Genomic DNA, 22,547 nt, shown 5'->3' on the forward strand with positions numbered 1-22,547 from the left:
GCTTTGTCTATAACTAACTTGCGGAGCCCGCAGCTCATATCCGGGATACTTAGAGTCGTCATGGATGATGAGAAAGAAAGTCAGCCTCATCCCTTGACCTTCCACTTGCTGGAACCCTTATGTTGCCCGTCAGCAGAACATACGTGGTGACAATATGACTGAAAATTCACATGCGCGGTTCCAGGTTCAGGGTATGAGCTGTGCTTCCTGCGTTGGGCGCGTCGAGCGCGCTTTGAAAGATGTTCCAGGGGTAGATACCGCTTCGGTTAATCTCGCCAGTGAAAGCGTTCAGGTCGATTTCCGCGATCCAGCCGATAAAGCGGCCATTGCTGATGCGTTAAACCGCGCCGGATATCCGGCGCGGACGGCAGAGGTCACTCTGGATATTCAGAACATGTCCTGCGCATCCTGTGTAGGGCGCGTTGAACGAGCCCTGGAAGCCGATGGCGGCGTTTTGTCCGCGTCGGTCAATCTGGCCACTGAAAGTGCAACTGTGCGTTATGCTGAGGGAGTCACAACACCCGAAGCCATAGCGGCGCATGCGGCGTCTGCTGGCTATCCGGCGAGCCTGCGATCCGCAACGCAGACCGAACCACACGACCGTAAAGCGGCAGAGATCAGCCATTTGGCGCGGCGAACAAGCTTCGCCGCCTTGCTCGCATTGCCGGTATTCATTCTCGAAATGGGCTCGCATGTTATTCCGGGCATGCACCACCTGATAGCGAGCACCATCGGCATCCAGAACAGCTATTACCTGCAATTCCTTCTGACCACGATCGTTCTTTTTGGGCCAGGCTTGCAGTTCTACACCAAGGGATTCCCTTCCTTGGTCAAAGGCGCGCCGGACATGAACTCTCTGGTGGCCCTGGGCACTTCGGCGGCATATGGGTTCTCACTGATCTCGACCTTTGCGCCGCATATTCTTCCTGCCGGAACCGCAAATGTCTACTACGAGGCCGCAGCGGTAATCGTGGTTCTTATATTGCTTGGGCGGTTCCTCGAGGCGCGCGCCAAGGGCCGAACGGGTGAAGCGATCCGAAAACTGGTCGGTCTGCAGGCAAAAACAGCACGAGTTGAGCGCGACGGATCGGTTGTCGAGCTACCGATTGAGCAGATCGTTGTAGGGGATATTGTGCACGTTCGACCGGGCGAAAAAATCGCGGTGGATGGTGCCGTAATGACCGGCGCGTCATATGTCGATGAAAGCATGATCACCGGAGAGCCGGTTCCCGTCGAAAAAACCGAGGGCGCAATTGTGGTCGGGGGGACCGTAAATGGCGCGGGTGCATTGACGTACCGTGCTGAAAAGATCGGCGCAGACACTATGTTGGCCCAGATCATTCAGATGGTCGAACAAGCACAGGGTGCCAAGCTTCCGATTCAAGGCCTGGTCGACCGCATCACGCTGTGGTTTGTGCCGGTAGTGATCGCAGTGGCCGTTGTGACAGTGCTGGTATGGATGTTGTTCGGACCCGATCCCGCGCTTAGCCTGGCGTTGGTGGCCGGGGTTGCGGTACTGATCATTGCTTGCCCCTGCGCCATGGGGTTGGCCACACCTACTTCCATCATGGTCGGCACTGGCCGCGCTGCCGAGATGGGCGTCCTGTTCCGAAAGGGCGATGCCTTGCAAATGCTGCAGGAAACCACCGTTGTTGCGGTGGACAAGACGGGCACCCTGACCGAAGGGCGTCCGGAGCTGACCGACCTGATTGTGGCCGAAGGAATGACCGAAGACGAGGTTCTGCACCTTGTTGCTGCCGTTGAGGTCACTTCCGAACATCCAATCGCCACAGCCATCGTGCGCGCGGCAGAAACCCGTGGTCTGGAGCTTTCCAAGCCAGAAGACTTCACGTCGATCACCGGTTACGGGGTAAGCGCCTCAGTCGAAGGCCATAAAATCCTGATCGGGGCCGACCGCCTGATGAGTCGCGAAGGGGTAGAAATGGGCGCGTTGTCTGATCGGGGCGCTGAACTCGCAATCAACGGAAAGACTCCACTTTATGCTGCCGTAGACGGGGCTATCGCGGCCGTAATCGCTGTGGCGGACCCAATCAAAACCACCACGCCGGACGCAATCGAAGCTCTGCACGGGCTGGGCCTGAAAGTAGCGATGATCACCGGTGACAATGCCGCTACTGCCAAATCCATTGCGGCGCAGCTTGGCATCGATCATGTCGTGGCTGAAGTTCTGCCCGAGGGTAAAGTATCCGCGCTACAGGATTTGCGTTCAAATGGCGGAAAACTGGCCTTTGTGGGTGATGGCATCAATGATGCGCCTGCTTTGGCGGCAGCTGAGGTAGGAATTGCGATCGGGACAGGCACTGACATTGCCATCGAAGCGGCTGACGTCGTTCTGATGTCAGGCGACCTGACGGGCGTGGTCAATGCCTTCGATATTAGTCAGCGCACCATGCATAACATCCGCCAAAACCTGTTCTGGGCGTTCGGCTACAACACACTGCTCATACCGGTTGCGGCAGGGGTGCTTTATCCGTTTGGCGGCCCGCTGCTGTCGCCGGTTTTGGCCGCAGGTGCCATGGCGCTGTCCAGCGTATTTGTCCTGACCAATGCGCTGCGGTTGCGCTGGGTAAAGCCGATCAAAGTTTGGCGAGAACAGATCTCGCAGAACACCGAGCAAACGCTGCGTTCAGTGCATGCTGGATAGTATAGGAGAACCGCTGTGAATATCGGAGATGTAGCAGAACGTTCGGGTCTGCCTGCCAAAACCATCCGCTATTACGAGGATATCGGGTTCATCAAACCCAAGCGGAGCCTCAATGGGTATCGCCATTTCGACGAAAAGGAACTGCACAAGCTGGCTTTCATCGGGCGAGCCCGCTCATTGGGCTTTACCATTGAGGATTGTCGTTCACTACTGGCGTTGTACGAGGACAAAGAACGTGCCAGCGCGGACGTGAAAGAAATTGCAAAACAGAATCTGAAAGAGATCGACGATAAGATTGCCGATCTGAAGGCGATGCATGAAACACTGTCTCATCTGATCGAAGAATGCGCTGGCGACCACCGCCCAGACTGTCCAATTCTAAAAAACTTGGGCCAAGCGTAGTTAACCTTGTTGTTTGATCTGCCTCCAAGTTTGGCAATCTTTTTCTTCAGACGTGGCAATCCGCTCTTCTCTAGTGCGCGCCGCACTATCAATTGTAGTTTTGTTGGCTTCGGGTCAGCACGTTGCCACGATCACACTACGTCCGCAGTACGGTGAATGAGTTGATCCCTGTTTTAAGAGAAACGCTTTTAGTGTGCGTCTGTCTTACGGTGACAATCATCGGCTCTGTTGCTTTTGCAAACAACGACTTTGAGATCGCAGACAGCCACAGACAGTATGGCGTTTCGATCGCGTCAAAAGCATCTGAATTCAAACACAACAATCGCCGTTCGCATTCTACCACCGATCAAGATTGCGCGGACGACTGCGTGAGTTGTGGCGGGGCATGCCACACCGGAACCTGTTGCGTTGGTGAAAACCCGACCCAATTAGGACTTGCGGTTTTGGTGGAAGCTTATGGCCAGAGAAACCGTAACATGGACACGGATAACCATAATTCTCAAGCGCCTCGGACGCCCAATCTTCCTCCACAAGTATCCTAACACCCAAAGTCCCGAAAGTGCGGGTTTTCAAATTGTTTCTGTTCGAGCATGCACTGCGGTCGTAAGGAGATTATTATGTGTGGAAGAGAGGCTAAACTATCAGTATTTGCCTTGGCGCTCATCGTATCCAAGCGGTTGCGACATGCGTGCGCTATGCACCGAAAGCGAACAGAAACAGGGCTGGTCATGATCGCGTGCTTGACACAAATCATAGCACTTGCCTGCGATTTCGGTCACAAGACCGAATATCACAGCGCAGGCGTAAACCCGGAAAGGAAATGACATGACCACCACGAAACTTGACCGACGCCTTTTCCTGGCTGGCCTCAGCGCCTCCGGCATCGCCCTGGCTTCACCTACATTTGCAACGACCAAACCGCTGGTGCAGGTTCTCAAGGACCCCGCATGCGGGTGTTGTGGCGCGTGGATTGATATTATGCAACGCGAAGGATTCGAGATGGAAGTGCAGAATGCCTCCTGGGAGACTTTGTCCGAATACAAAGCTAACAAGGGTATTCCAGAAGAGATGGCGTCCTGTCACACGGGCTTGCTCGAGGGCTATGTCATAGAAGGTCATGTGCCCCCGGCGGACATCCGGCGCTTGTTGGCCGAACGCCCTGATGCGGTCGGGCTGACAGTGCCAGGTATGCCCTATGGCTCACCTGGTATGGGGCCGGAGAGTGAGCGGGAAGCCTATTCGGTTTTCCTGATCGGTAAGGATGGCACCACGGAAGTGTTCAACCATTACGAGGCAGCTTGATCGGCAACCTAAACGTATACCGCAAACGAAACCGCCGTGCGTTTGAATCTCTTTACGGTTGCTGTGAATGGCGGCGATTGAAGCGTAACTCGAGATGTACAGTTGGTTGAGAATAGTTCGGTAAGTCACCAGCAAAAAAGAAAGCCAAGCCGCTAAAATGTGTTGGTCGCCTTCTTTTTTCGTGATTTCAGCCAATACTGCCTTCCGCGGACTAAAAGGAAGGCAGATAGGCAAACCCGGCAGAGCAGTCTTTCGAAGAGTGCTTTCGCTACTTTAAGTTGGTGGAGCGTGGAGATATGACGGTCGAAAGAAAGGAACACTGGGACGTCGTCTATGGCGAGAAGTCCGAGGCCCAGTTGAGTTGGTATCAAGATGATCCACGTCTCTCTCTCGAACTGATCGAGATGTCTGGCGCAACTGCGAATTCATCAGTCATCGACATTGGCGGAGGAACATCCCGCCTTGCGAGCTCTATACTCGCTATGGGGCTCCACGATATTACAGTCCTCGATCTATCGCAGGTCGCTCTGGATATAGCGCGGAACCGGCTTGGACAAGCCTGTGAAACAGTGAAATGGATTTCGGCAGACATCACTTCTTGGGTGCCTGATCGCCATTACGATCTGTGGCACGATAGGGCGGTGTTCCATTTCCTCGTCGATCCAGCAGAGCAGGCGGCCTATTTGAAAAGTCTCCGGCGTGGGGTGAGTGTCGGCGGACATGTGATCATTGCCACCTTTGCGCCAGATGGACCAGAGAAATGCAGCGGCCTCCAAGTCGCCCGATATAGTCCAAGCGACCTCTCCAGGCTAATGCAAGAAAGCTTCGAACTCATCGCACATCGCCATCATCTGCATCAAACTCCCTTGGGCAAAAGACAGTCATTTCAGTTCAGTCTTTTTCGCCGCTTCCGGTGAAGCCGCAGATGAAACTGGTCGTTAGCCGACCTGCCCATCACGCTTCTGAGGATTGGCTAAGAAAAAAACTTGCCTGATATCTAATCGGCAAATCGCTTTTGTTCTATCTCCAAATTTGAATGAACGGAGGAAAAGCCGCAAAGATCTAAAGGGATCCTGCAGGCGTAGGCCCCTTTTTCGATTGCCTGAACGAATTTGGAATGGCCCAAAGGTGACGTAGTGTGCACCAATAGGAGCATAGCTGGCATAATCAGAAGGCCTGAGAATGGGCATAGTATTACACTTTTGGCCTCCTGAAACGCCAATCCTAAAGCTGTACCAAGTCCTGAGACCAGACAATTTTCACTGTTTTTTAGGGCATAGTGGCGGAGAGACAGGGATTCGAACCCTGGGTGGGCTTGCACCCACAACGGTTTTCGAGACCGCCCCGTTCGACCACTCCGGCACCTCTCCGCGGGGGTCTGTGAGGGGGGGATTTAGTGGTGAACGGGCAGGGGTGCAAGCAGAAAATACCGGATTTTGACGATAGTGGGATTTTCCATTGCCAGAGGTAAGAAAACACCTAGGCTGATATGTATGACTTACTTTATACGCCAGTTCGCAATCAGCCTCATCCTTCCAATTTTCTCGCTTGGTGTCATGGCCTCGCCATCCCAGGCCGCTAGTCAGGATCAGATTGAGGCGTTTCTGACCACGACAGGTTTTGACGTTGCCTTGGAAAGCATAGCGCAGGCCTCTGCTTCGGCCCCGCAGATGCTGGGTATCGACCCTGACGGCTTCGGATCGGATTGGGCGCGTCTGACCGAAGAGGTGTTTGATACCGCTTTGATGCACGAAACGGCCGTCTTGATCCTTGAACAGACGCTTAGCGAAGAGGCGCTGGTCCACGCGGTCTCGTTTTATGCCTCGGAGTTGGGGCAAAGACTGGTCGTTGCTGAAAACGCCGCTCATATGGATGACGATGATGATGCCAAACAACTGGCCGGGCAGGAAATCGTCTCGAAGTTGATAAAAGAAGGCTCATCGCGCGTTGAAAGCCTGAAGCGCATGAACCGTGCGGTGGACGCCAGCGGAACCTCGCTGCGCGCGCTGCAAGAGATTCAGGTGCGGTTTTTACTGGCCGCAAGTGCGTCTGGCATTATCGACATGCAACTGAGCGGAGATGAACTGCGCGCGATGATCCAACGCAATGAAGGTGAGTTGCGTCGATCTCTGCAACTGTCAGCTTTGGCAGGGGCGGCTTACACCTACCAGGATTTCTCGGATGAGGATGTCGACGCCTATGTTGACGCTCTGGAACAGCCTCTGATGCAGGAGGTCTATGAGCTGTTGAATGCGATCCAATATGAAATCATGGCGATGCGGTTTGAAGTATTAGCCGCCCGCATGGCCGAATTGCGCCCGGCGCAGGATATCTGATGCGAGTTTTAGCTACGGCACTCTGTTTGACGATCTGGGCGCTGCCTCTGGCCGCAAGCGAGCGTGCTGAAAGACTGATGCAGGCGATGCATATTTTGGATTTTATGAAAATTCTTAGTGAAGAAGGCGTGGCGCAAGGGCATGCAATCAACGAGTCGATGCTGGGCAGCTCAGCAGGAGCCTATTTTTTGGCGCAAGTTGAGGATTTGTACGATCCGAGCACGATGCACCAACAACTTTCGCTGTCGGTTGGCGAGATGATGTCCGATGCGCAGCTAGAACAAGCTTCGATCTTTTTTGAAAGCGAACTGGGGCAAAGCATCGTTTCTCTGGAAAACTCGGCGCGCCGGGCCATTGCAGATGACGCGATCGAAGAGATGGCACGCAGCGCTTACGAACAGGCTGATCGCGAGGGCATGTTTTTTCGTCTTGTAGATGAATATGTGCAGGTCAACGACCTGATCGAGAAAAATGTGCAAGGCACCATCAGCGCTGATTATAGTTTTTACCAAGGACTTGCCTCTGGGCAAAGCGCCCTGTTTGACGATGCATCCGTGTTGCAGGAACTGCTATCTCAGCATGAGAACACCAGGGCTGAGACAACTGAATGGATGTACTCGTTCCTTTTATTGGCCTATCAGCCGTTGAACGAGTCTCAGATGCGAGAGAACATCGCCTTTTCCCGCACCGATGCGGGTCGGGCCTTGAATTCCGCCTTGTTCATGGGTTTTGATGAGATGCTAAACGGCATCTCTTACCAGCTTGGGCAATCCGTCGCGCAAGCCATGAAAGCTTCGGATCTCTGAGCCGCAGATTTTCGGATCTCAAAGCTGCGGATTTTTGGTTGACTTTCTTCATGAATGCTTCGATAAGCGCGCATCCCGGCCGGCTTTCCGCGCCGGGTATCGTTATTCTTTGACCTGATGGCATGTGCCAAAGGTCATTCACACAGCCCGAAAAGGGCGCGCTGTTTGAGGTGGCGAAAGCCAGTAACACCCAATCGGGGACCACAGAACGCGGTTAGACAAAGGAAAGACGCATGTTTGCGGTCCTCAAGACTGGCGGCAAGCAGTACAAGGTTCATGCGGGCGATGTGCTCCGTGTTGAAAAGCTGGCTGCCGACGCAGGTGAAAAAGTTCAATTCAACGATGTTCTGATGCTGGGCGGCGACGCACCGGTTGTTGGTGCACCTTTCGTTGAAGGCGCAGGTGTACAGGCCGAAGTGATCGAACAGATCAAAGGTGACAAGGTCATCAAGTTCGTCAAGCGCCGTCGTAAGCACAGCTCGAAGCGTACTGTTGGTCACCGTCAGAAACTGACTCTGGTCAAAATCACCGACATCCTGTCGTCGGGCGCTGACAAGTCGGGCATCAAAGCTGCAACCGGTTCGGCACCGGCTGGCGAAGCTGCTCCGGTAGCGAAAAAGCCTGCCAAGAAAGCTGAAGCCAAAGCAGAGGCACCCGCCGCAGCTGCTGCCGCTGACGATCTGACAGCCCTTAACGGTGTCGGCCCTGCCGCTGCCAAAAAGCTGGTTGAAGCCGGTATCGAAAGCTTTGCCGCTCTGGCCGCCTTGTCGGACGAGCAGATTGCTGCTATCGACACTATCAAAGTGAAACCCGAATGGGTTGAGCAAGCCAAAGAGCTGGCTCAGGGCTAAGGAGAGAGAGAATGGCACATAAGAAAGCTGGCGGTTCCTCCCGTAACGGTCGCGACTCAGCTGGTCGTCGCCTTGGCGTGAAACTGTATGGTGGCCAGGCCGCCATCGCAGGCAACATCATCGTGCGTCAGCGCGGCACCAAGTTCTGGCCGGGCGAAGGCGTAGGCATGGGCAAAGACCATACCATCTTTGCAACTGTCGATGGCGCCGTGAAGTTCCATAAGGGACTTAAAAACCGCACCTTTATTTCGGTCCTGCCAGTGGCGGAGGCCGCAGAGTAAGCCGAAACCCAGAAGGTTTAAGAAAAATTCATGGGGGACCGGCACAAAGTGCCGGTCCCTTTTTCGTTTTAACGCAGTCGTGATCACCAGAACCGATGACAGTCGCAACCACCAGTTTCCTGATTTTTGCCGCTTCGCAGGTCGGCACGCCGGGACCGGCCAATATGGTCCTGCTGGGAACAGGTGCGCGTTATGGCTTTCGGTCGGCTCTACCCTTTGTGGGCGGGGTCATTCTGGGCAAACAGCTGATCATCTGGCCGGTTGGTTTTGGCCTGATGCAACTGGCCGATCAGGTGCCGTTGGTGTTCGAGACACTCAAATATGCTTCTGCTGCATATATTTTCTGGCTCGCGTGGAAAATTGCCAATCTGCGGCTTTCCCGAGGTCAATCGGATAAGCAAGTGCCCGGTTTTCTGGCGGGGTTAATAGTGCATCCGCTTAACCCTAAGGCTTGGGCAATGATTATCGCAGGTTTCACCGGGTTTGTGGCAACAGGAACACCCAGTTTTGAGGCGACCCTCACGATCGCTCTCTGTTTGTTAATCTGCCAGATCGTATTGCACCCGATCTGGACATTTGCAGGAGATCGGATCGCCCATGCGGTTGAAGGTCGGCCTGCAGAAAAATATCTGATGTGGACGTTAGCCAGTTTGACAGTTGCGTCCGTACTTTTTGTGTTGTTCGGAGGAGGAACGCACTCATGAAGATTGAGGCAATAATAAATCAGCCGGTCATTGAAACCGAGCGGTTCGACCTTCGCCCTCTGCGTCGGTCGGATTTGGGTCTCATTGAGCATTACGCAGGCGATGAGCGTGTGGCGCGCATGACGACATCGATCCCGCATCCATTGCCACCCGGCTCGATTGAGGCGTTTGTGATGCGCGCGATGGCCGAAGACCGGGACGAGGATGTCTGGGCAATGGATGCCACAAAGGATGGTGGCCCGGAGCTGATCGGACTGATTTCATTGACTCGGCTGGATCGCAACCAGTCCGAGGTCGGCTATTGGGTCGCCCCGGTGTATTGGAACACCGGCATTGCATCGCTGGCCGTTGAAACGCTGGTCAACGCCAATCCGCTGGAAAACGCGACCATGTTCGCCAGCGTGTTCCAGGACAACCCGGCCTCGGCCCGGGTTCTGACCCATTGCGGATTCCAGTATCTTGGCGATGCGGAAACCTATTCGGTGGCGCGCGATGCGAATGTGCCCACCTGGACCTATACAAAGAAACTCTGACTTGTGGCCGATGGGGCCTTTGCAGTAGGGGACAGCTATGAAATTTCTCGATCTTGCAAAGGTCTACATCCGGTCCGGGGCCGGAGGTGGCGGCTGCGTCAGCTTTAGACGTGAAAAGTACATCGAATACGGCGGACCCGATGGTGGGGACGGCGGTAAGGGTGGGTCTGTTTGGGCCGAGGTTGTGGACGGGCTGAACACCCTGATCGACTTTCGCTATCAACAGCATTTCTTCGCCAAGAACGGCCAACCCGGTCGCGGTCAGCAACGCACCGGTAAGGATGGTGACGACATCATCCTGCGCGTTCCCGTCGGAACCGAGATTCTGGACGAAGACGAAGAGACCGTGATTTGTGACCTGACCGAGGTTGGCCAGAGGTTTTTGCTGGCAAAAGGCGGCAACGGCGGCTTTGGCAACCTGCATTTCAAATCCGCGACCAATCAGGCCCCGCGCCGCGCCAATCCTGGGCAGGCGGGGATCGACCGCACCATCTGGCTGCGGCTGAAGCTGATTGCGGATGTGGGTCTTTTGGGCATGCCCAACGCCGGGAAATCAACTTTCTTGGCTGCCACATCCAATGCACGGCCCAAAATCGCCGACTATCCCTTTACTACGCTGCACCCCAATCTGGGCGTTGTCGGTGTCGATAACGTGGAGTTCGTCGTTGCCGACATTCCAGGTCTGATCGAAGGCGCGCATGAGGGGCGTGGAATCGGTGACCGGTTTCTTGGCCACGTGGAACGCTGCGCGGTACTGTTGCATCTGGTCGACGGCACCTCGGAAACTGTGGTCGATGACTATCGCACAATCATCACCGAGCTTGAGGCCTATGGCGGAGAGCTGGCGGATAAGCCGCGTATCACCGTATTGAACAAGATCGACGCTCTGGACGATGAGGAACGCGAACTGATCAAGGCCGAACTGGAAGAAGCCGTTCGCGGCCCGGTCATAACCATGTCAGGCGTTGCGCATTTGGGCGTGACCGAGGTGCTGCGGTCCTTGCGGGCTCAGATCGATGAAAACCGCCTGCGCCAGAAACCCGCCGAGGAGGCCACGCCTTGGCAACCCTGACCCATGCCCGCCGCCTGGTGGTCAAGATCGGATCGGCCTTGTTGGTCGACCGGGATACGGGATTGCTCAGGTCGGATTGGCTGAAATCGCTGGCGCAGGACGTGGCTTGGCTGAAAGGGCAGGGGACGGATGTTGTTCTGGTTTCGTCCGGGTCAATCGCGTTGGGTCGAGGTGTACTTGGCCTGCCGATGCAGAATCTGCCGCTGGAACAGTCACAGGCCGCTGCGGCGGTTGGACAAATTCGGCTGGCCCGTGCGTATGAAGAAGCGTTGACGCCGCATGAGATCAAAACCGCTCAGGTGCTGGTCACGTTGGAAGACAGCGCGGATCGGCGGCGTTATCTGAATTCCCGTGCAACGCTGGAAACGCTGCTGAGCCTGGGTGTTGTTCCGATTGTCAACGAAAACGATACAGTCGCCACGGATGAGATCCGGTATGGCGACAATGACCGGCTGGCAGCGCAAATCGCCGTGACCATCGGCGCGGATCAGTTGATCCTGCTTTCAGATGTCGACGGGTTCTATTCGGGCAATCCCAACGAGGACACGACAGCCACCCGATATGACGTGATCAAACAGATCACGCCCGAGATCGAGGCCATGGCAGGTGACGCGGGATCGGGGCTGTCAAAGGGCGGCATGAAGACCAAGCTGTTGGCTGCCAAGATGGCAACCGCAGCTGGCTGCGATATGGCGATAACTGAAGGATCACCCCTGAACCCGCTGAAAACGCTCGAAAATGGAGCGAGCTGCACTTGGTTCACGGCCACGCTCGATCCGCATGCAGCCCGGAAACGCTGGATTTCGGCGATGAAACCGCGCGGAGAGATCGTGATCGATGACGGCGCGGCAAGGGCGCTTTCCAATGGCAAAAGCCTGTTGCCCGCTGGCATTGTCGAGGTCACGGGTGATTTCGGTCGCGGCGATCCCGTCGCTGTTCTGGATGCGCAGGCGCGGAGGCTGGCACAGGGGCTAAGTCGCTATACCGCGCAAGAGGCGGATGCGATCAAAGGACGTAAATCGTCTGAAATCGAGGCGACGCTAGGCTATCCAGGCCGCGCGGCCCTGATCCACCGGGACGATCTGGCGCTATAAGGGCGTGATTTGATAAACTGAGACCGAAAGGCGCATGAGATGAAGGATTTCGACAACATTCCCGCAATGATGGCCGACCTTGGTGCGCGCGCCAAAGCAGCCTCGCAAGAGCTTGCCTTTGCCACCGCCGAACGCAAGCACGCCGCGCTGATCGCAGCCGCAGACGCCGTTTGGCACAAACGTGCCGACATTATCGAAGCGAACAAGAAGGATTTGGAGTTCGGGCGAGAAAAGGGTTTGAGCCCCGCGATGATGGACCGCTTGATGCTGGATGAAGCACGCGTTCAGGGCATGGTTGACGGGCTGCGCACCGTTGCCGATCAGACCGATCCTGTGGGTGAGGTGTTGGCCGAATGGGACATGGCCTCGGGCCTCAACATTCAGCGTGTGCGCACGCCTTTGGGTGTGATCGGCGTGATCTACGAAAGCCGTCCCAACGTGACGGCGGATGCGGGTGCATTGTGCCTGAAATCCGGAAACGCCGTGATCTTGCGAGGCGGGTCTGAGAGTTTTCATTCGTCAACCGCGATCCATGCCTGTCTGGTTGAGGGGCTAGCAGCTGCTAGCTTGCCCGAAGACGCCATTCAACTGGTGCCGACTCGCGACCGGGCTGCGGTGCAAGAGCTTTTGACCATGACTGATTATGTCGACGTCATCGTTCCCCGAGGTGGCAAAGGATTGGTGGGTCTTGTGCAACGCGAGGCGCGCGTGCCCGTCTTTGCGCATCTCGAAGGCATCGTTCATATTTATGTTGATAAAGCCGCCGATCCACAGAAGACGCTGGATGTTGTGTTGAACGCCAAAACCCGGCGCACCGGTATCTGTGGCGCGGCAGAATGCTTGCTGATCCATCAAGACGTTGCAGAAACACTGGGCCGTGATCTAATCGCTGCTCTTCAAGCTGCGGGTGTTGAAGTGCATGCCGAAGGCATTTTGGCCAATGAAAACACCATTCCTGCGTCGGATGATGACTGGGGCAAAGAGTACCTAGATAGTATCATCGCTGCACGGCCCGTAGCAGATATCGACACCGCGATTGCGCATATCCGGCAGTTTGGCTCAAGCCACACCGATAGTATCATGACCGAGAATTCCGCGGCCGCCGAGCACTTCTTCGAACGGCTCGACAGCGCTATCCTGATGCATAATGCCTCGACGCAATTCGCGGATGGCGGTGAGTTTGGCATGGGTGCTGAGATTGGTATCGCCACCGGCAAGATGCACGCGCGCGGTCCCGTCGGTGCCGCTCAGTTGACCAGTTTTAAGTATCTGGTACGCGGAAACGGGACCACGCGGCACTAAAACCGCAGTGTCACCTGGGTTGCGGTCGTTTCTACCGTGATTCTGCGACCCATCGTCGAGGCTGTATCCGGCAGCAGGGCAAATTGAACCTGCGCCGGGCTTAGTTTTTCGGTAAATCGCCCCGAGCCAATCCCTTTCCACAGACCCGTATTGAGGTTCAGCTTGTCAGCAACTCCAGTCACCGTCCATGCGTCGCCCTGAGTTTCGATTTCCACTTCGCCGCCGAAGGGCATCGCATTTTCACAGCACATCACAGCCAGAAACGCGAGTTTAACCTGATTGCGCGGGACAGGTTCGGTCAGGTTCCAACTGATCCGCAGACGCCCGGCCTTTTCCACATCTTTAAGAAGCTCGACCACTTCGGTGCGACCCAATGGCTGATCGCTTGCTGATCCAAAGGCAACGCGGAAAAACCGGATGCGGGCGCCTGCACTGCCAACGCTGCCTGAAATCAGCTCCATTTCAGGGCCTTGGACTGCGCCAACCATCTCCAACAGCTCAAGCCCGTTGGTAATTGCCCCAATGGGGCTAATCAGATCATGACAGATCCGAGAGCCGATCAATTCGGCCAGGTTGACGTCTGACGCGCCCATGCGTACCTCCTGCTGCACCTGCCATTGGACCCGGAGCCCAACATGACAGATCTGAATGCCATTCTTGCACCGGGCATGTATGTCCGCCACCCCGATTTCCCCGATTGGGGCGTTGGACAAGTGCAGTCCAATATCGGAGGCAAGATCACCGTTAACTTTCGCGAGCAGGGGAAAGTGGTGATCGACGGGACACGTATAGCCCTGATGCCGGTCTTTGATCCGTGAAACTGGTTTAGGAAAGGTTAACAACTCGGGCAAAACGCGGGCTTGTTGCCTTTGGCCGAGCAATCGCGTTATCAGCGCGCAACAGCGATCGATGGAATTTTCTTGATGCCCGACGAAGGCCCCTCATTCACTGTCAAATTGGCCAATACCGAGGTTGAACTGCGGGCGGCCCAACGACTGCGCTACGACGTATTTGTTCAGGAATTGGGCGGTGGCGGCGAGATGGTGGATCATGAGGCGGGGCTCGAGAAGGATCGGTTCGATCCATACTTCGATCATATGCTCGCCATCGACGATTCATCTGGAGAGGTGATCGGCGTCTATCGACTGCTTCCTGGTGAGCGAGCTGCCGAACTGGGGCAATTCTACTCCGAGGATGAATACGATCTCACCGTCCTGAAACAAAGCGGGCGCAAGCTGTTGGAGCTTGGACGCTCGTGCGTGCATCCGGATTATCGTGGTGGCACGGCGATGTATCATCTGTGGAATGGTCTGGCTGCATACGTCACTGAGCGTGGTATTGAGATCTTGTTCGGGGTCGCGAGTTTCCACGGAACCGACGTGAGCAAATTGGCGCAGCCGCTGTCGATGCTGCATCACAACCATCTTGCCCCGCTGGATTTGCGGGTTCGGGCCCAGCCAGAGGTATTTCAATCAATGGACCTTTTGGCACCCGACGCGCTGGATCGGCGCGCGGCGATGGTTCAAGTGCCGTCTCTCATCAAGGCCTACCTTCGCCTCGGTGGATTCGTGGGCGAGGGGGCATTTATCGATCATGCCTTCAACACAACCGATGTGTGTCTGATCCTTGACACAGCCCGCATGAATGAGCGTCAGCGGCGTATTTATGGTGGAGCATAACCCTGTGAGCGACCCATCGTGGCAAAGTGAAGACGCGCCTGATCCAATTGAGCTTGGTTTCTTAGGTTGGGTCCTGGTGATACTTCGCGGTCTGCCGCTGGCCCTTCTGGTTTTTGGGGGGCTGTTCGTCTTATTGGCCATACGTCTCATCGAACGACCGCTTTATGGCGTTCAACGGCCGGTGACACCGTTCATTTCTCAGTTCGTTTGTCGCAATGCATTTCGAATTCTCGGGATCAGATTTCGCACCTCTGGCGCGCTCATGCAGGAACGCGGCGCTGTGGTTGCAAACCATACGTCGTGGTTGGATATCTTTGCGCTGAATGCCCGTAAGCGCGTGTATTTCGTATCGAAAGCCGAAGTTGCAAAATGGCCCGGCATCGGCTGGCTGGCACGCGCGACGGGTACGGTCTTCATCGAACGTGATCGCAATAAAGCCCGCGAGCAGACCCGGATTTTCGAGGAACGTCTGAAAGCCGGGCACAAGCTGTTGTTCTTTCCAGAAGGCACCTCGACCGACGGACAGCGAGTTTTACCCTTTAAAACAACACTCTTTGCCGCGTTCTTCACTGAAGAGCTGCGGGAATTCATGTATGTTCAACCGGTTTCGGTCATCTTTCACGCTCCCCAAGGTCAGCCCGATAGGTTTTATGGCTGGTGGGGCGACATGGATTTCGGACCGCATTTGCTTAAGACTTTGGGGGCACGTCGACAAGGCACCGTGGAATTGATCTACCACGCGCCAGCCAAGGTTAACGACTTTGAAAACCGCAAAGCTCTGGCAGCCCATTGCGAAGACGCGGTACGTCATGCGCATTCACTGGCGCGGCTTGAAAAATAGGGGCATTTGGCCCTTGCACTGATGCTAAACCTGCCGTATACGCGCGCCATTCAAACCCGCAGGCGGGGTTTGGGCTTTTTGAGGGAGACATCCTTATCTGGCCCGCCGGTTGGAGCATCCGCTTCTTTCACCCCCGCCGAGGCGTAAACCGGAAAAGGAAAGTAAAGCATGGCTCTTCCCGAGTTCACCATGCGTCAGCTGCTAGAAGCTGGCGTTCACTTTGGTCACCAGACACAGCGTTGGAATCCCCGCATGGGCCCGTTCATCTACGGCTCGCGCAATGGCATCCACATCATGGACCTGACTCAGACCGTTCCGATGCTGGATCAGGCTCTGCAGGCTGTTCGTGATACCGTCGCAAAAGGTGGCCGCGTTCTGTTCGTAGGCACCAAGCGTCAGGCAGCTCAGCCGATCGCAGATGCCGCTGAAAAGTCGGCTCAGTACTACATGAACCACCGCTGGCTGGGCGGCACGCTGACCAACTGGAAAACCGTTTCCCAGTCGATCAACCGTCTGAACCAGATCGACGAAGCCATGGAATCGGGTGCCGAAGGCCTGACCAAGAAAGAGCGTCTGGGCATGGAACGTGACCAGGCCAAGCTGCAGGCTTCACTGGGCGGTATCCGCGAGATGGGTGGCGTTCCGGATCTGCTGTTCGTTATCGACGTCAAGAAAGAAGCACTGGCTATCGCCGAAGCCAACAAGCTGGGTATCCCGGTTGTGGCTGTTGTCGACACCAACTGCTCGCCCGATGGCGTTGACTACATCATCCCCGGCAACGACGACGCAGCGCGCGCAATCGCTCTGTATTGCGATCTGGCCGCACGTGCCGCTCTGGACGGTATGACCGCTCAGATGGGTGCTGCTGGCGTTGACCTGGGTGCGTTCGAAGAGGCGCCGGTTGAAGAAGTGGTTGCCGAAGAAGCACCCGCTGAAGAGGCCGCACCGGAAGTCAAAGCCGAAGCGTAAGCTGCCCGTCACGTAAATGACATATGGGGCAGGGTAGACCTGCCCCAATTCCGTTTGAATTGAGGAGAGCCAAAAGATGGCAATCACAGCAGCAATGGTAAAAGAACTGCGCGACTCGACCGGCGCAGGCATGATGGACGCAAAAAAAGCGCTGACCGAAACCGGCGGCAACATGGACGAAGCCGTTGACTGGCTGCGCACCAAAGGCCTGGCCAAGGCGGCCAAGAAATCGGGCCGTACTGCAGCGGAAGGTCTGGTTGCTGTTCACGTCAACGGCGGCAACGGTGTTGCAGTCGAAGTGAACTCGGAAACCGACTTCGTTGCGAAAAACAGCGAATTCCAAGAGATGGTCGGCAAGATCACCTACGCAGCCGAAGGTGTTGATGACGTCGACGCGCTGCTGGCTGCCGATCTGGGCGGCAAGTCTGTTGCAGATACCCTGACCGACAAGATCGCCACCATTGGTGAAAACATGTCGGTCCGCCGTATGTCGAAACTGTCGGGCGATACCGTCGTGTCCTACGTTCACAACGCGGCGACAACCGGCATGGGCAAAATCGGCGTTCTGGTTGCTCTGTCCGGCGGCGATGAAGCCTTCGGCAAGCAGGTTGCAATGCACATTGCAGCGGTGAACCCGGCGGCCCTGTCCGAGGCGGACATGGATCCGGAAGTTGTCGAGAAAGAGAAGCAGGTCCAGATGGACATCGCTCGCGAATCCGGCAAGCCGGAGCAGGTGATCGAAAAGATGATCGTCGGTCGCATGAAGAAATTCATCGCCGAAGCGACCCTGCTGAACCAGGACTTCGTTGTGAATCCTGATCTGACCGTCGAAGCGGCTGCCAAAGAAGCAGGTGCTACCATCACCGGTTTTGTCCGCATGGAAGTAGGCGAGGGCATCGTGGTCGAAAAAGAAGACTTCGCTGCCGAAGTTGCAAAGGCAGCCCAAGGCTAAAATCTTTTGCAGCTTCGGTTGGAGGCTGCAACAAATACCGAGCCCGGTTGCATAGCGCAGCCGGGTTTTTTTCATGTCAAAAGCCTGTGAACCAATGCTTGCGAAGATTAGTGAATTGAGGGGCCCTGCATGATGGGGATGGAAGGGCCCCTCAATAATCCCGACAAAGAGACGTGGACGAATAGACGCCTCGGTGTCAGAGCGATCAGAGAGCTTTGGTATTACAAAGATCCGATCAAAACGTTCCCTGGCTAAAGCCACCACTCACGGAACAATATCAATTTGCAATTTTATCGGGAGATTCGGAAAGTCATGTATTCCTTACCCTAGGTCAATTTGATGCTAATTAGCATCAAAATAGGGTCATGCTTCCATCACAAACATCTGATTCTGCAACGCGGCCTTCAACACGGCCTGTGCCGTTGTTTCAACCGAAAGCGCCTCACGCGCGAGTCTCAGGTGTTTTTCCACCGTTGCCGAAGTCAAACCCATCAATAGCGCGATGTCCTGCGTGGTCTTTCCGTCACCGACCCATTGCAAAGCTTCGCGCTGGCGTTTGGTCAGCGCGCGGTTCGGGGCATGATATGGCAAGGTCAGGATTTTGAGATGGGCAACATTGTTCATCAGAAGGATATCGTCGCCGTGCTCGTTCCAAACCTCGTCCATCTCCTCCTGGCTGTGATTACGTGCCGCAAGCGAAATCGCCCCTTTGGAACGCATCGACACCGAGTTGAAGCTGACCGTATAACCTACTGTAATATCACGCGACTTATTGAACTCAAAAACCCGAAGCTCTTCGTTCGACATGACCCCGCTGGACATCATGTCCTGTATCATGCTCCAACTTGCAGCGCCTTCGTTGTTCAGCGCCCATTTCAGCATGGGGGCGTGAAAATACAGGCCGGATTGAAGGAACCCTTCCAAGTAATCCGAGCAGTGATTGGTCAGGATTACAAAGTCTTCTGGATCGCCCAGCGAAGTCGCAGTTCGGTATTGCGTATACCCATACAACAGCCGGTCGAAGCCATACTTTTCCATCTGGCGGCAATGTGCATCCCAAAGCTCTTCCAGAGTTTTCGTGTAGCTCAGAAAATTCAGATACTCTTTGAGGGTCATCCTGTGTCCCTCTCAGCCAGATGCGCGGCAATCGCGTTCAGTGCAAGAACATAGCTTTGCGCGCCAAAACCACAGATCTGTCCAATCGCGACTGGTGCGATATGTGATTTGTGACGAAACGCCTCGCGCGCGTGGATGTTAGATAAATGAACTTCGACCACGGGTACTTCGGCCGAAGATATCGCATCCATCAGCGCAATCGATGTATGCGTGAATGCGCCTGCATTCAGCACGATACCATCCTGAGCGCCGCGTGCCGCGTGGATCGCATCAATTAGCGCGCCTTCGTGATTGGATTGGAGATGGGTTATGTTTTGACCCAGCGTTTCACCATGCGCAACGCACAGGTCCTCGATCATCTGCAACGTCGTTGCGCCGTAGACCTCGGGTTGCCGTGTACCAAGCAAATTCAGGTTCGGACCATTCAGAACCAGGATATTGTGCATATTCAAACTGTCCCCATCTTCCCTTTTTCATAAACATGAATTTAAAGGTCGTCCAGCGACCTTCGCTCTTATGGGTAGAGCTTCATTGACGCATGCAGGTTGCTGGATCGGCTCAATCCCATCCCCTATTCAATTATCTTCCATCGTGACCACAACTTTACCGAGAGCCTCGCGCCGTTCGAGCATGCCAATTGCCTCTGCCGCCTGGGTTAGCGGAAATCGTGCACTGATACGGGGTGAAATCACTCCCGAACCATATAGGCGGAACAACTCGGCCAGGTTCTGTGCGTGCCCTTTCGGGTCGCGAAATACGGACGCGCCCCAGAACACCCCGACGATCTGACAGCCCTTGAGCAAAGTCAGGTTCAGCGGAATGCTGGGGATGCCGGCAGGAAAGCCAACAACCAGATAACGCCCACCCCATGCCATACTTCGCAAGGCGGGCTCAGCGTAGTCTCCGCCGACCGCGTCGTAGACCACATCCACACCTTCGCCCCGGGCCAGTGCCTTTATCTCGGCGGACAGGGCCTTTTGCGCTTCGCGGTCCAGATCGCGTGGATAGATCAGCGTCTGGTCTGCGCCAATATCTCTGCAAAACAATGCTTTACCTTCAGACGAGACCGCCGCGATCACATGTGCCCCCATCGCTTTGGCTAGCTCGATCGCCGCAGACCCAACGCCACCGGCGGCCCCCAGAACAAGTACTTTTTCGCCGGACTTAAGTAGCGCACGGTCCTTGAGGGCGTGGTATGAAGTGCCGTAGGTGAAGACAAAGCTGGCCGCATCTTCAAACGGCATCACGTCGGGTATCTTGACGGCAGTCGCTGGTTTGAGCTTCAGATGCGTAGCGAACCCTCCGTGCCCTGTGAGCGCCAGAACCCGATCACCAGGCGCGAAGTCTGTGACGCCTTCTCCGACCGAGACAACTTCTCCGGCGATTTCACCACCTGGCGCAAAGGGGCGGGGTGGTTTTATCTGATAGAGGTCCCGGATCATCAGCGTATCAGGGAAGTTCACCCCGGCGGCGCGGATACGCAATACAATTTCATCTGACTCAGGGGTTGGATCGGGCAGGGTGGTCAGTTCCAAACTCTCGGGGCCGCCTGATGTGACGCTGAGTAATGCCTGCATGTTTTTCATTTGCCTCTTGCTTCACCTGTTTTGAAATCGTTGGATTGTCAGCACGTATTGTCAAGAAGACCTCACGCCAGAATCCCAGATCGCCTGAATGGAGTGCACATGACGCCCGAGACTTTGTTTTCGCTCAGTGGAAAGACGGCACTGGTAACGGGGGGTGCCACCGGTATCGGTCGAATGGCGGCCGAGGCGTTGGTACGTGCCGGGGCGCATGTACTGATCGCTTCTCGCAAAGGCGAGGCATGCGAGGAGGTTGCAACAGAGTTGAACGCTCTGGACGCGCCAGGCTCGGCCGAAGGGTTTGCTGGCGACATCAGCAGTGAGGCGGGTATAGATGCGCTGGTAGATGAAGTCAAAAGTCGCACTCAAGCGATTGATATACTGATGAATAATGCAGGTGTGTCTTGGGGCGCGCCGATGGGGCAGTTCCCTCATTTCGCTTGGGACAAAGTCATGTCGGTTAATGTCGCAGGCGTATTTGATCTGACCCAAAAATTGCTGCCACTTCTGATGAAATCCGCAACCGACGAGGATCCTGCGCGGGTCATCAATGTAGGTTCGGTCATGGGTGAGGTCCCGATGGGTGACGGGGCCTACAGCTATTCCGCGTCCAAAGCGGCGGTTATTCACCTGTCCAAAATCATGGCTAAAGAATTGGCACCCTACAGAGTAACGGTGAATGCGCTGGCCCCGGGACCATTCGTATCGCGCATGACGGCCTTTGCCACCGAAGACGAAACCAAGCGCGCGCGCGTCGGCAAAGGTGTTCCACTGGGCCGGGTTGGCCAGGCCGAGGATATCGCTGGTTGCATGTTGTTTCTATGCGGTCGCGGAGGCAGCTATGTCACTGGCGCGGTCATCCCTGTCTCCGGCGGGATAAATGTGCAGACCGGTGGCAATATCTTTGCCGATGCCCTTTAGCCGTGGGTTCATACGCAGGCTGAATATATGACACACACTGAAAACACTTTGGATATCAAGTCCGTCGACGCTTATCTAAACACGCATCTTGTTGGGTATCATGGCCCTCTTGAGGCTACAAAATTCACCGTGGGTCAGTCGAACCCAACCTATCTGCTGCGTACGCCGGCCAAATCCTATGTTCTGAGACGCAAGCCGCCGGGCATATTGCTGAAATCCGCACATGCAGTGGATCGGGAATTTCGCGTACAAGCGGCGCTGGCTGGAAGCAAAGTGCCCGTCCCGCAAGTACATCTGCTTTGTGAAGATGACAGCGTCATAGGCTCGGCCTTTTACGTGATGGGGCATCTGAAAGGACGCACATTTGTCGACCCTGTCATGAAAGGCGAAAACAATGCGACGCGCACGGGTGTGCTGAAAGAGATGAACCGCGTACTGGCCGAACTGCACATGGTCGATATCGATGCGGTGGGTCTTTCGGATTTCGGACCTCCAGGCAACTATTTCGAGCGGCAAATTGCTCGCTGGACCAAACAATATCGCGCCTCTGAGACCGAAAAAATCGCAGAGATGGATCAGCTGATCGCCGATCTTGAGCGCCAGATCCCCGAGGATGACAATCAAAGAACACTGGTTCATGGGGACTACCGAATCGACAATCTGATGTTCGAGGCGCATGGCACCGCCTGCATCGGAGTGCTGGATTGGGAGTTATCGACCATCGGTCACCCATATGCGGACCTGGCAGCCGTCATCATGCAATGGCAGCTGCCCCCGGGCAAGGAGGGTCGGGGGTTGGCTGGCGTAGATCGGTTAAGCCTTGGGCTACCGTCAGATCAGGACTTCATCGCCGAGTATTGCGCGCGCCGCGGCCTAACGGGGATTGAGAATTTTGGCTTCTACCTTGCTTTCAACTTCTTTCGGATGGCCGGCATTCTGCAAGGTGTCTACAAGCGTGCCTTGGATGGAAACGCGTCAGACCCGGCACGCGCTAAGGCTTTCGGTGCCTATGTGCCGGTCTTCGCCCAACACGGATTATCTGCGCTGCAAAAAACGTAGGCAGTATTCTCGGCGCCCTTCAACAAATCCAGCAAAAATCAGCAGAATTCGCTGTTGCCTCGGATCTCACGAAGGCAAG

General features: G+C 55.5%; 24 protein-coding genes and 1 tRNA gene. 20 read left to right on the plus strand and 5 right to left on the minus strand.

The window, feature by feature from the left end; all coding sequences use genetic code 11:
- Positions 1–154 precede the first annotated feature (154 nt).
- The 4 genes from ACRZ9U_RS01310 (at position 155) to ACRZ9U_RS01325 (ending at position 5,286) form a co-directional block, all read left to right on the plus strand.
- Complete coding sequence (locus ACRZ9U_RS01310; protein WP_170405724.1) at positions 155–2,665, plus strand: heavy metal translocating P-type ATPase; 2,511 nt, start codon at positions 155–157, stop codon at positions 2,663–2,665.
- A gap of 15 nt (positions 2,666–2,680) precedes the next feature.
- Positions 2,681–3,067, plus strand: coding sequence for a Cu(I)-responsive transcriptional regulator (gene cueR / locus ACRZ9U_RS01315; protein ID WP_170405727.1), 387 nt, complete (start codon positions 2,681–2,683; stop codon positions 3,065–3,067).
- An 825-nt stretch (positions 3,068–3,892) separates the two neighbouring features.
- On the plus strand, positions 3,893–4,369 hold the full coding sequence (locus ACRZ9U_RS01320) for a DUF411 domain-containing protein (protein WP_170405730.1): 477 nt from the start codon (positions 3,893–3,895) through the stop codon (positions 4,367–4,369).
- 296 nt (positions 4,370–4,665) lie between these two features.
- Entirely contained in the window at positions 4,666–5,286 is a 621-nt protein-coding gene (locus ACRZ9U_RS01325) for a class I SAM-dependent methyltransferase (protein ID WP_170405733.1), read from the plus strand.
- A 363-nt stretch (positions 5,287–5,649) separates the two neighbouring features.
- Here ACRZ9U_RS01325 and ACRZ9U_RS01330 read toward each other — a convergent pair.
- Positions 5,650–5,739, minus strand: a tRNA-Ser gene (locus ACRZ9U_RS01330).
- A gap of 123 nt (positions 5,740–5,862) precedes the next feature.
- Here ACRZ9U_RS01330 and ACRZ9U_RS01335 point away from each other — a divergent pair.
- The 9 genes from ACRZ9U_RS01335 to ACRZ9U_RS01375 all read left to right on the plus strand — a co-directional run bounded on the left by ACRZ9U_RS01335 (position 5,863) and on the right by ACRZ9U_RS01375 (position 13,348).
- Positions 5,863–6,705 (plus strand): DUF2059 domain-containing protein, encoded by an 843-nt coding sequence (locus ACRZ9U_RS01335; protein ID WP_170405736.1) that lies wholly within the window; start codon positions 5,863–5,865, stop codon positions 6,703–6,705.
- 26 nt (positions 6,706–6,731) lie between these two features.
- Complete coding sequence (locus tag ACRZ9U_RS01340) at positions 6,732–7,511, plus strand: DUF2059 domain-containing protein (RefSeq protein ID WP_480901233.1); 780 nt, start codon at positions 6,732–6,734, stop codon at positions 7,509–7,511.
- A 233-nt stretch (positions 7,512–7,744) separates the two neighbouring features.
- Positions 7,745–8,362, plus strand: coding sequence for a 50S ribosomal protein L21 (locus ACRZ9U_RS01345; RefSeq protein WP_170405742.1), 618 nt, complete (start codon positions 7,745–7,747; stop codon positions 8,360–8,362).
- An 11-nt stretch (positions 8,363–8,373) separates the two neighbouring features.
- The gene (gene rpmA, locus ACRZ9U_RS01350; protein WP_010440093.1) at positions 8,374–8,643 is read left to right on the plus strand and encodes a 50S ribosomal protein L27; all 270 of its coding nucleotides are present in this window, start codon (positions 8,374–8,376) and stop codon (positions 8,641–8,643) included.
- 95 nt (positions 8,644–8,738) lie between these two features.
- Complete coding sequence (locus ACRZ9U_RS01355; protein ID WP_170405745.1) at positions 8,739–9,347, plus strand: LysE family translocator; 609 nt, start codon at positions 8,739–8,741, stop codon at positions 9,345–9,347.
- Positions 9,344–9,880, plus strand: a complete 537-nt coding sequence (locus ACRZ9U_RS01360) for a GNAT family N-acetyltransferase (RefSeq protein WP_170393085.1) — start codon at positions 9,344–9,346, stop codon at positions 9,878–9,880. Before ACRZ9U_RS01355 ends, ACRZ9U_RS01360 begins: the two co-directional genes overlap by 4 nt.
- 37 nt (positions 9,881–9,917) lie before the next feature.
- On the plus strand, positions 9,918–10,952 hold the full coding sequence (obgE, locus tag ACRZ9U_RS01365; protein WP_170405748.1) for a GTPase ObgE: 1,035 nt from the start codon (positions 9,918–9,920) through the stop codon (positions 10,950–10,952).
- The gene (gene proB / locus ACRZ9U_RS01370; protein WP_170393083.1) at positions 10,940–12,046 is read left to right on the plus strand and encodes a glutamate 5-kinase; all 1,107 of its coding nucleotides are present in this window, start codon (positions 10,940–10,942) and stop codon (positions 12,044–12,046) included. The genes obgE and proB overlap by 13 nt, the downstream gene beginning before the upstream one ends.
- A 39-nt stretch (positions 12,047–12,085) precedes the next feature.
- On the plus strand, positions 12,086–13,348 hold the full coding sequence (locus ACRZ9U_RS01375) for a glutamate-5-semialdehyde dehydrogenase (RefSeq protein WP_170405751.1): 1,263 nt from the start codon (positions 12,086–12,088) through the stop codon (positions 13,346–13,348).
- Here ACRZ9U_RS01375 and ACRZ9U_RS01380 read toward each other — a convergent pair.
- Positions 13,345–13,941 (minus strand): histidine phosphotransferase family protein, encoded by a 597-nt coding sequence (locus ACRZ9U_RS01380; protein WP_170405755.1) that lies wholly within the window; start codon positions 13,939–13,941, stop codon positions 13,345–13,347. The genes ACRZ9U_RS01375 and ACRZ9U_RS01380 overlap by 4 nt on opposite strands.
- 42 nt (positions 13,942–13,983) lie before the next feature.
- Here ACRZ9U_RS01380 and ACRZ9U_RS01385 point away from each other — a divergent pair, with 42 nt between their 5' ends.
- The 5 genes from ACRZ9U_RS01385 (at position 13,984) to tsf (ending at position 17,789) form a co-directional block, all read left to right on the plus strand.
- Positions 13,984–14,166 carry a DUF3553 domain-containing protein gene (locus ACRZ9U_RS01385; protein ID WP_010440107.1) on the plus strand — a complete coding sequence of 61 codons (183 nt, stop codon included), beginning with the start codon at positions 13,984–13,986 and terminating at the stop codon, positions 14,164–14,166.
- A 105-nt stretch (positions 14,167–14,271) separates the two neighbouring features.
- Complete coding sequence (gene olsB / locus ACRZ9U_RS01390) at positions 14,272–15,027, plus strand: L-ornithine N(alpha)-acyltransferase (RefSeq protein ID WP_170405758.1); 756 nt, start codon at positions 14,272–14,274, stop codon at positions 15,025–15,027.
- Complete coding sequence (gene olsA / locus ACRZ9U_RS01395) at positions 15,014–15,868, plus strand: lyso-ornithine lipid O-acyltransferase (RefSeq protein ID WP_170406440.1); 855 nt, start codon at positions 15,014–15,016, stop codon at positions 15,866–15,868. The genes olsB and olsA overlap by 14 nt, the downstream gene beginning before the upstream one ends.
- A gap of 168 nt (positions 15,869–16,036) precedes the next feature.
- Positions 16,037–16,837 carry a 30S ribosomal protein S2 gene (gene rpsB, locus ACRZ9U_RS01400; protein ID WP_170405761.1) on the plus strand — a complete coding sequence of 267 codons (801 nt, stop codon included), beginning with the start codon at positions 16,037–16,039 and terminating at the stop codon, positions 16,835–16,837.
- 76 nt (positions 16,838–16,913) lie between these two features.
- Entirely contained in the window at positions 16,914–17,789 is an 876-nt protein-coding gene (tsf, locus tag ACRZ9U_RS01405; RefSeq protein WP_480901234.1) for a translation elongation factor Ts, read from the plus strand.
- A 363-nt stretch (positions 17,790–18,152) separates the two neighbouring features.
- Here the strand turns inward: tsf and ACRZ9U_RS01410 are convergent, their stop codons facing one another.
- The 3 genes from ACRZ9U_RS01410 to ACRZ9U_RS01420 all read right to left on the minus strand — a co-directional run bounded on the left by ACRZ9U_RS01410 (position 18,153) and on the right by ACRZ9U_RS01420 (position 20,482).
- Positions 18,153–18,905 (minus strand): autoinducer binding domain-containing protein, encoded by a 753-nt coding sequence (locus tag ACRZ9U_RS01410; protein ID WP_170393076.1) that lies wholly within the window; start codon positions 18,903–18,905, stop codon positions 18,153–18,155.
- Positions 18,902–19,351 (minus strand): type II 3-dehydroquinate dehydratase, encoded by a 450-nt coding sequence (gene aroQ, locus ACRZ9U_RS01415; RefSeq protein WP_170405767.1) that lies wholly within the window; start codon positions 19,349–19,351, stop codon positions 18,902–18,904. Before aroQ ends, ACRZ9U_RS01410 begins: the two co-directional genes overlap by 4 nt.
- A gap of 129 nt (positions 19,352–19,480) precedes the next feature.
- Positions 19,481–20,482, minus strand: coding sequence for an NADPH:quinone oxidoreductase family protein (locus tag ACRZ9U_RS01420; RefSeq protein ID WP_480901235.1), 1,002 nt, complete (start codon positions 20,480–20,482; stop codon positions 19,481–19,483).
- A gap of 108 nt (positions 20,483–20,590) precedes the next feature.
- On the opposite strand from ACRZ9U_RS01420, the gene ACRZ9U_RS01425 reads away from it, so the two are divergent.
- Complete coding sequence (locus ACRZ9U_RS01425; protein WP_170405770.1) at positions 20,591–21,409, plus strand: SDR family NAD(P)-dependent oxidoreductase; 819 nt, start codon at positions 20,591–20,593, stop codon at positions 21,407–21,409.
- 27 nt (positions 21,410–21,436) lie between these two features.
- Entirely contained in the window at positions 21,437–22,468 is a 1,032-nt protein-coding gene (locus ACRZ9U_RS01430) for a phosphotransferase family protein (protein WP_170405773.1), read from the plus strand.
- The last annotated feature ends 79 nt before the right edge of the window (positions 22,469–22,547 follow it).

It is taken from the genome of Ruegeria sp. D7 (assembly GCF_056534355.1).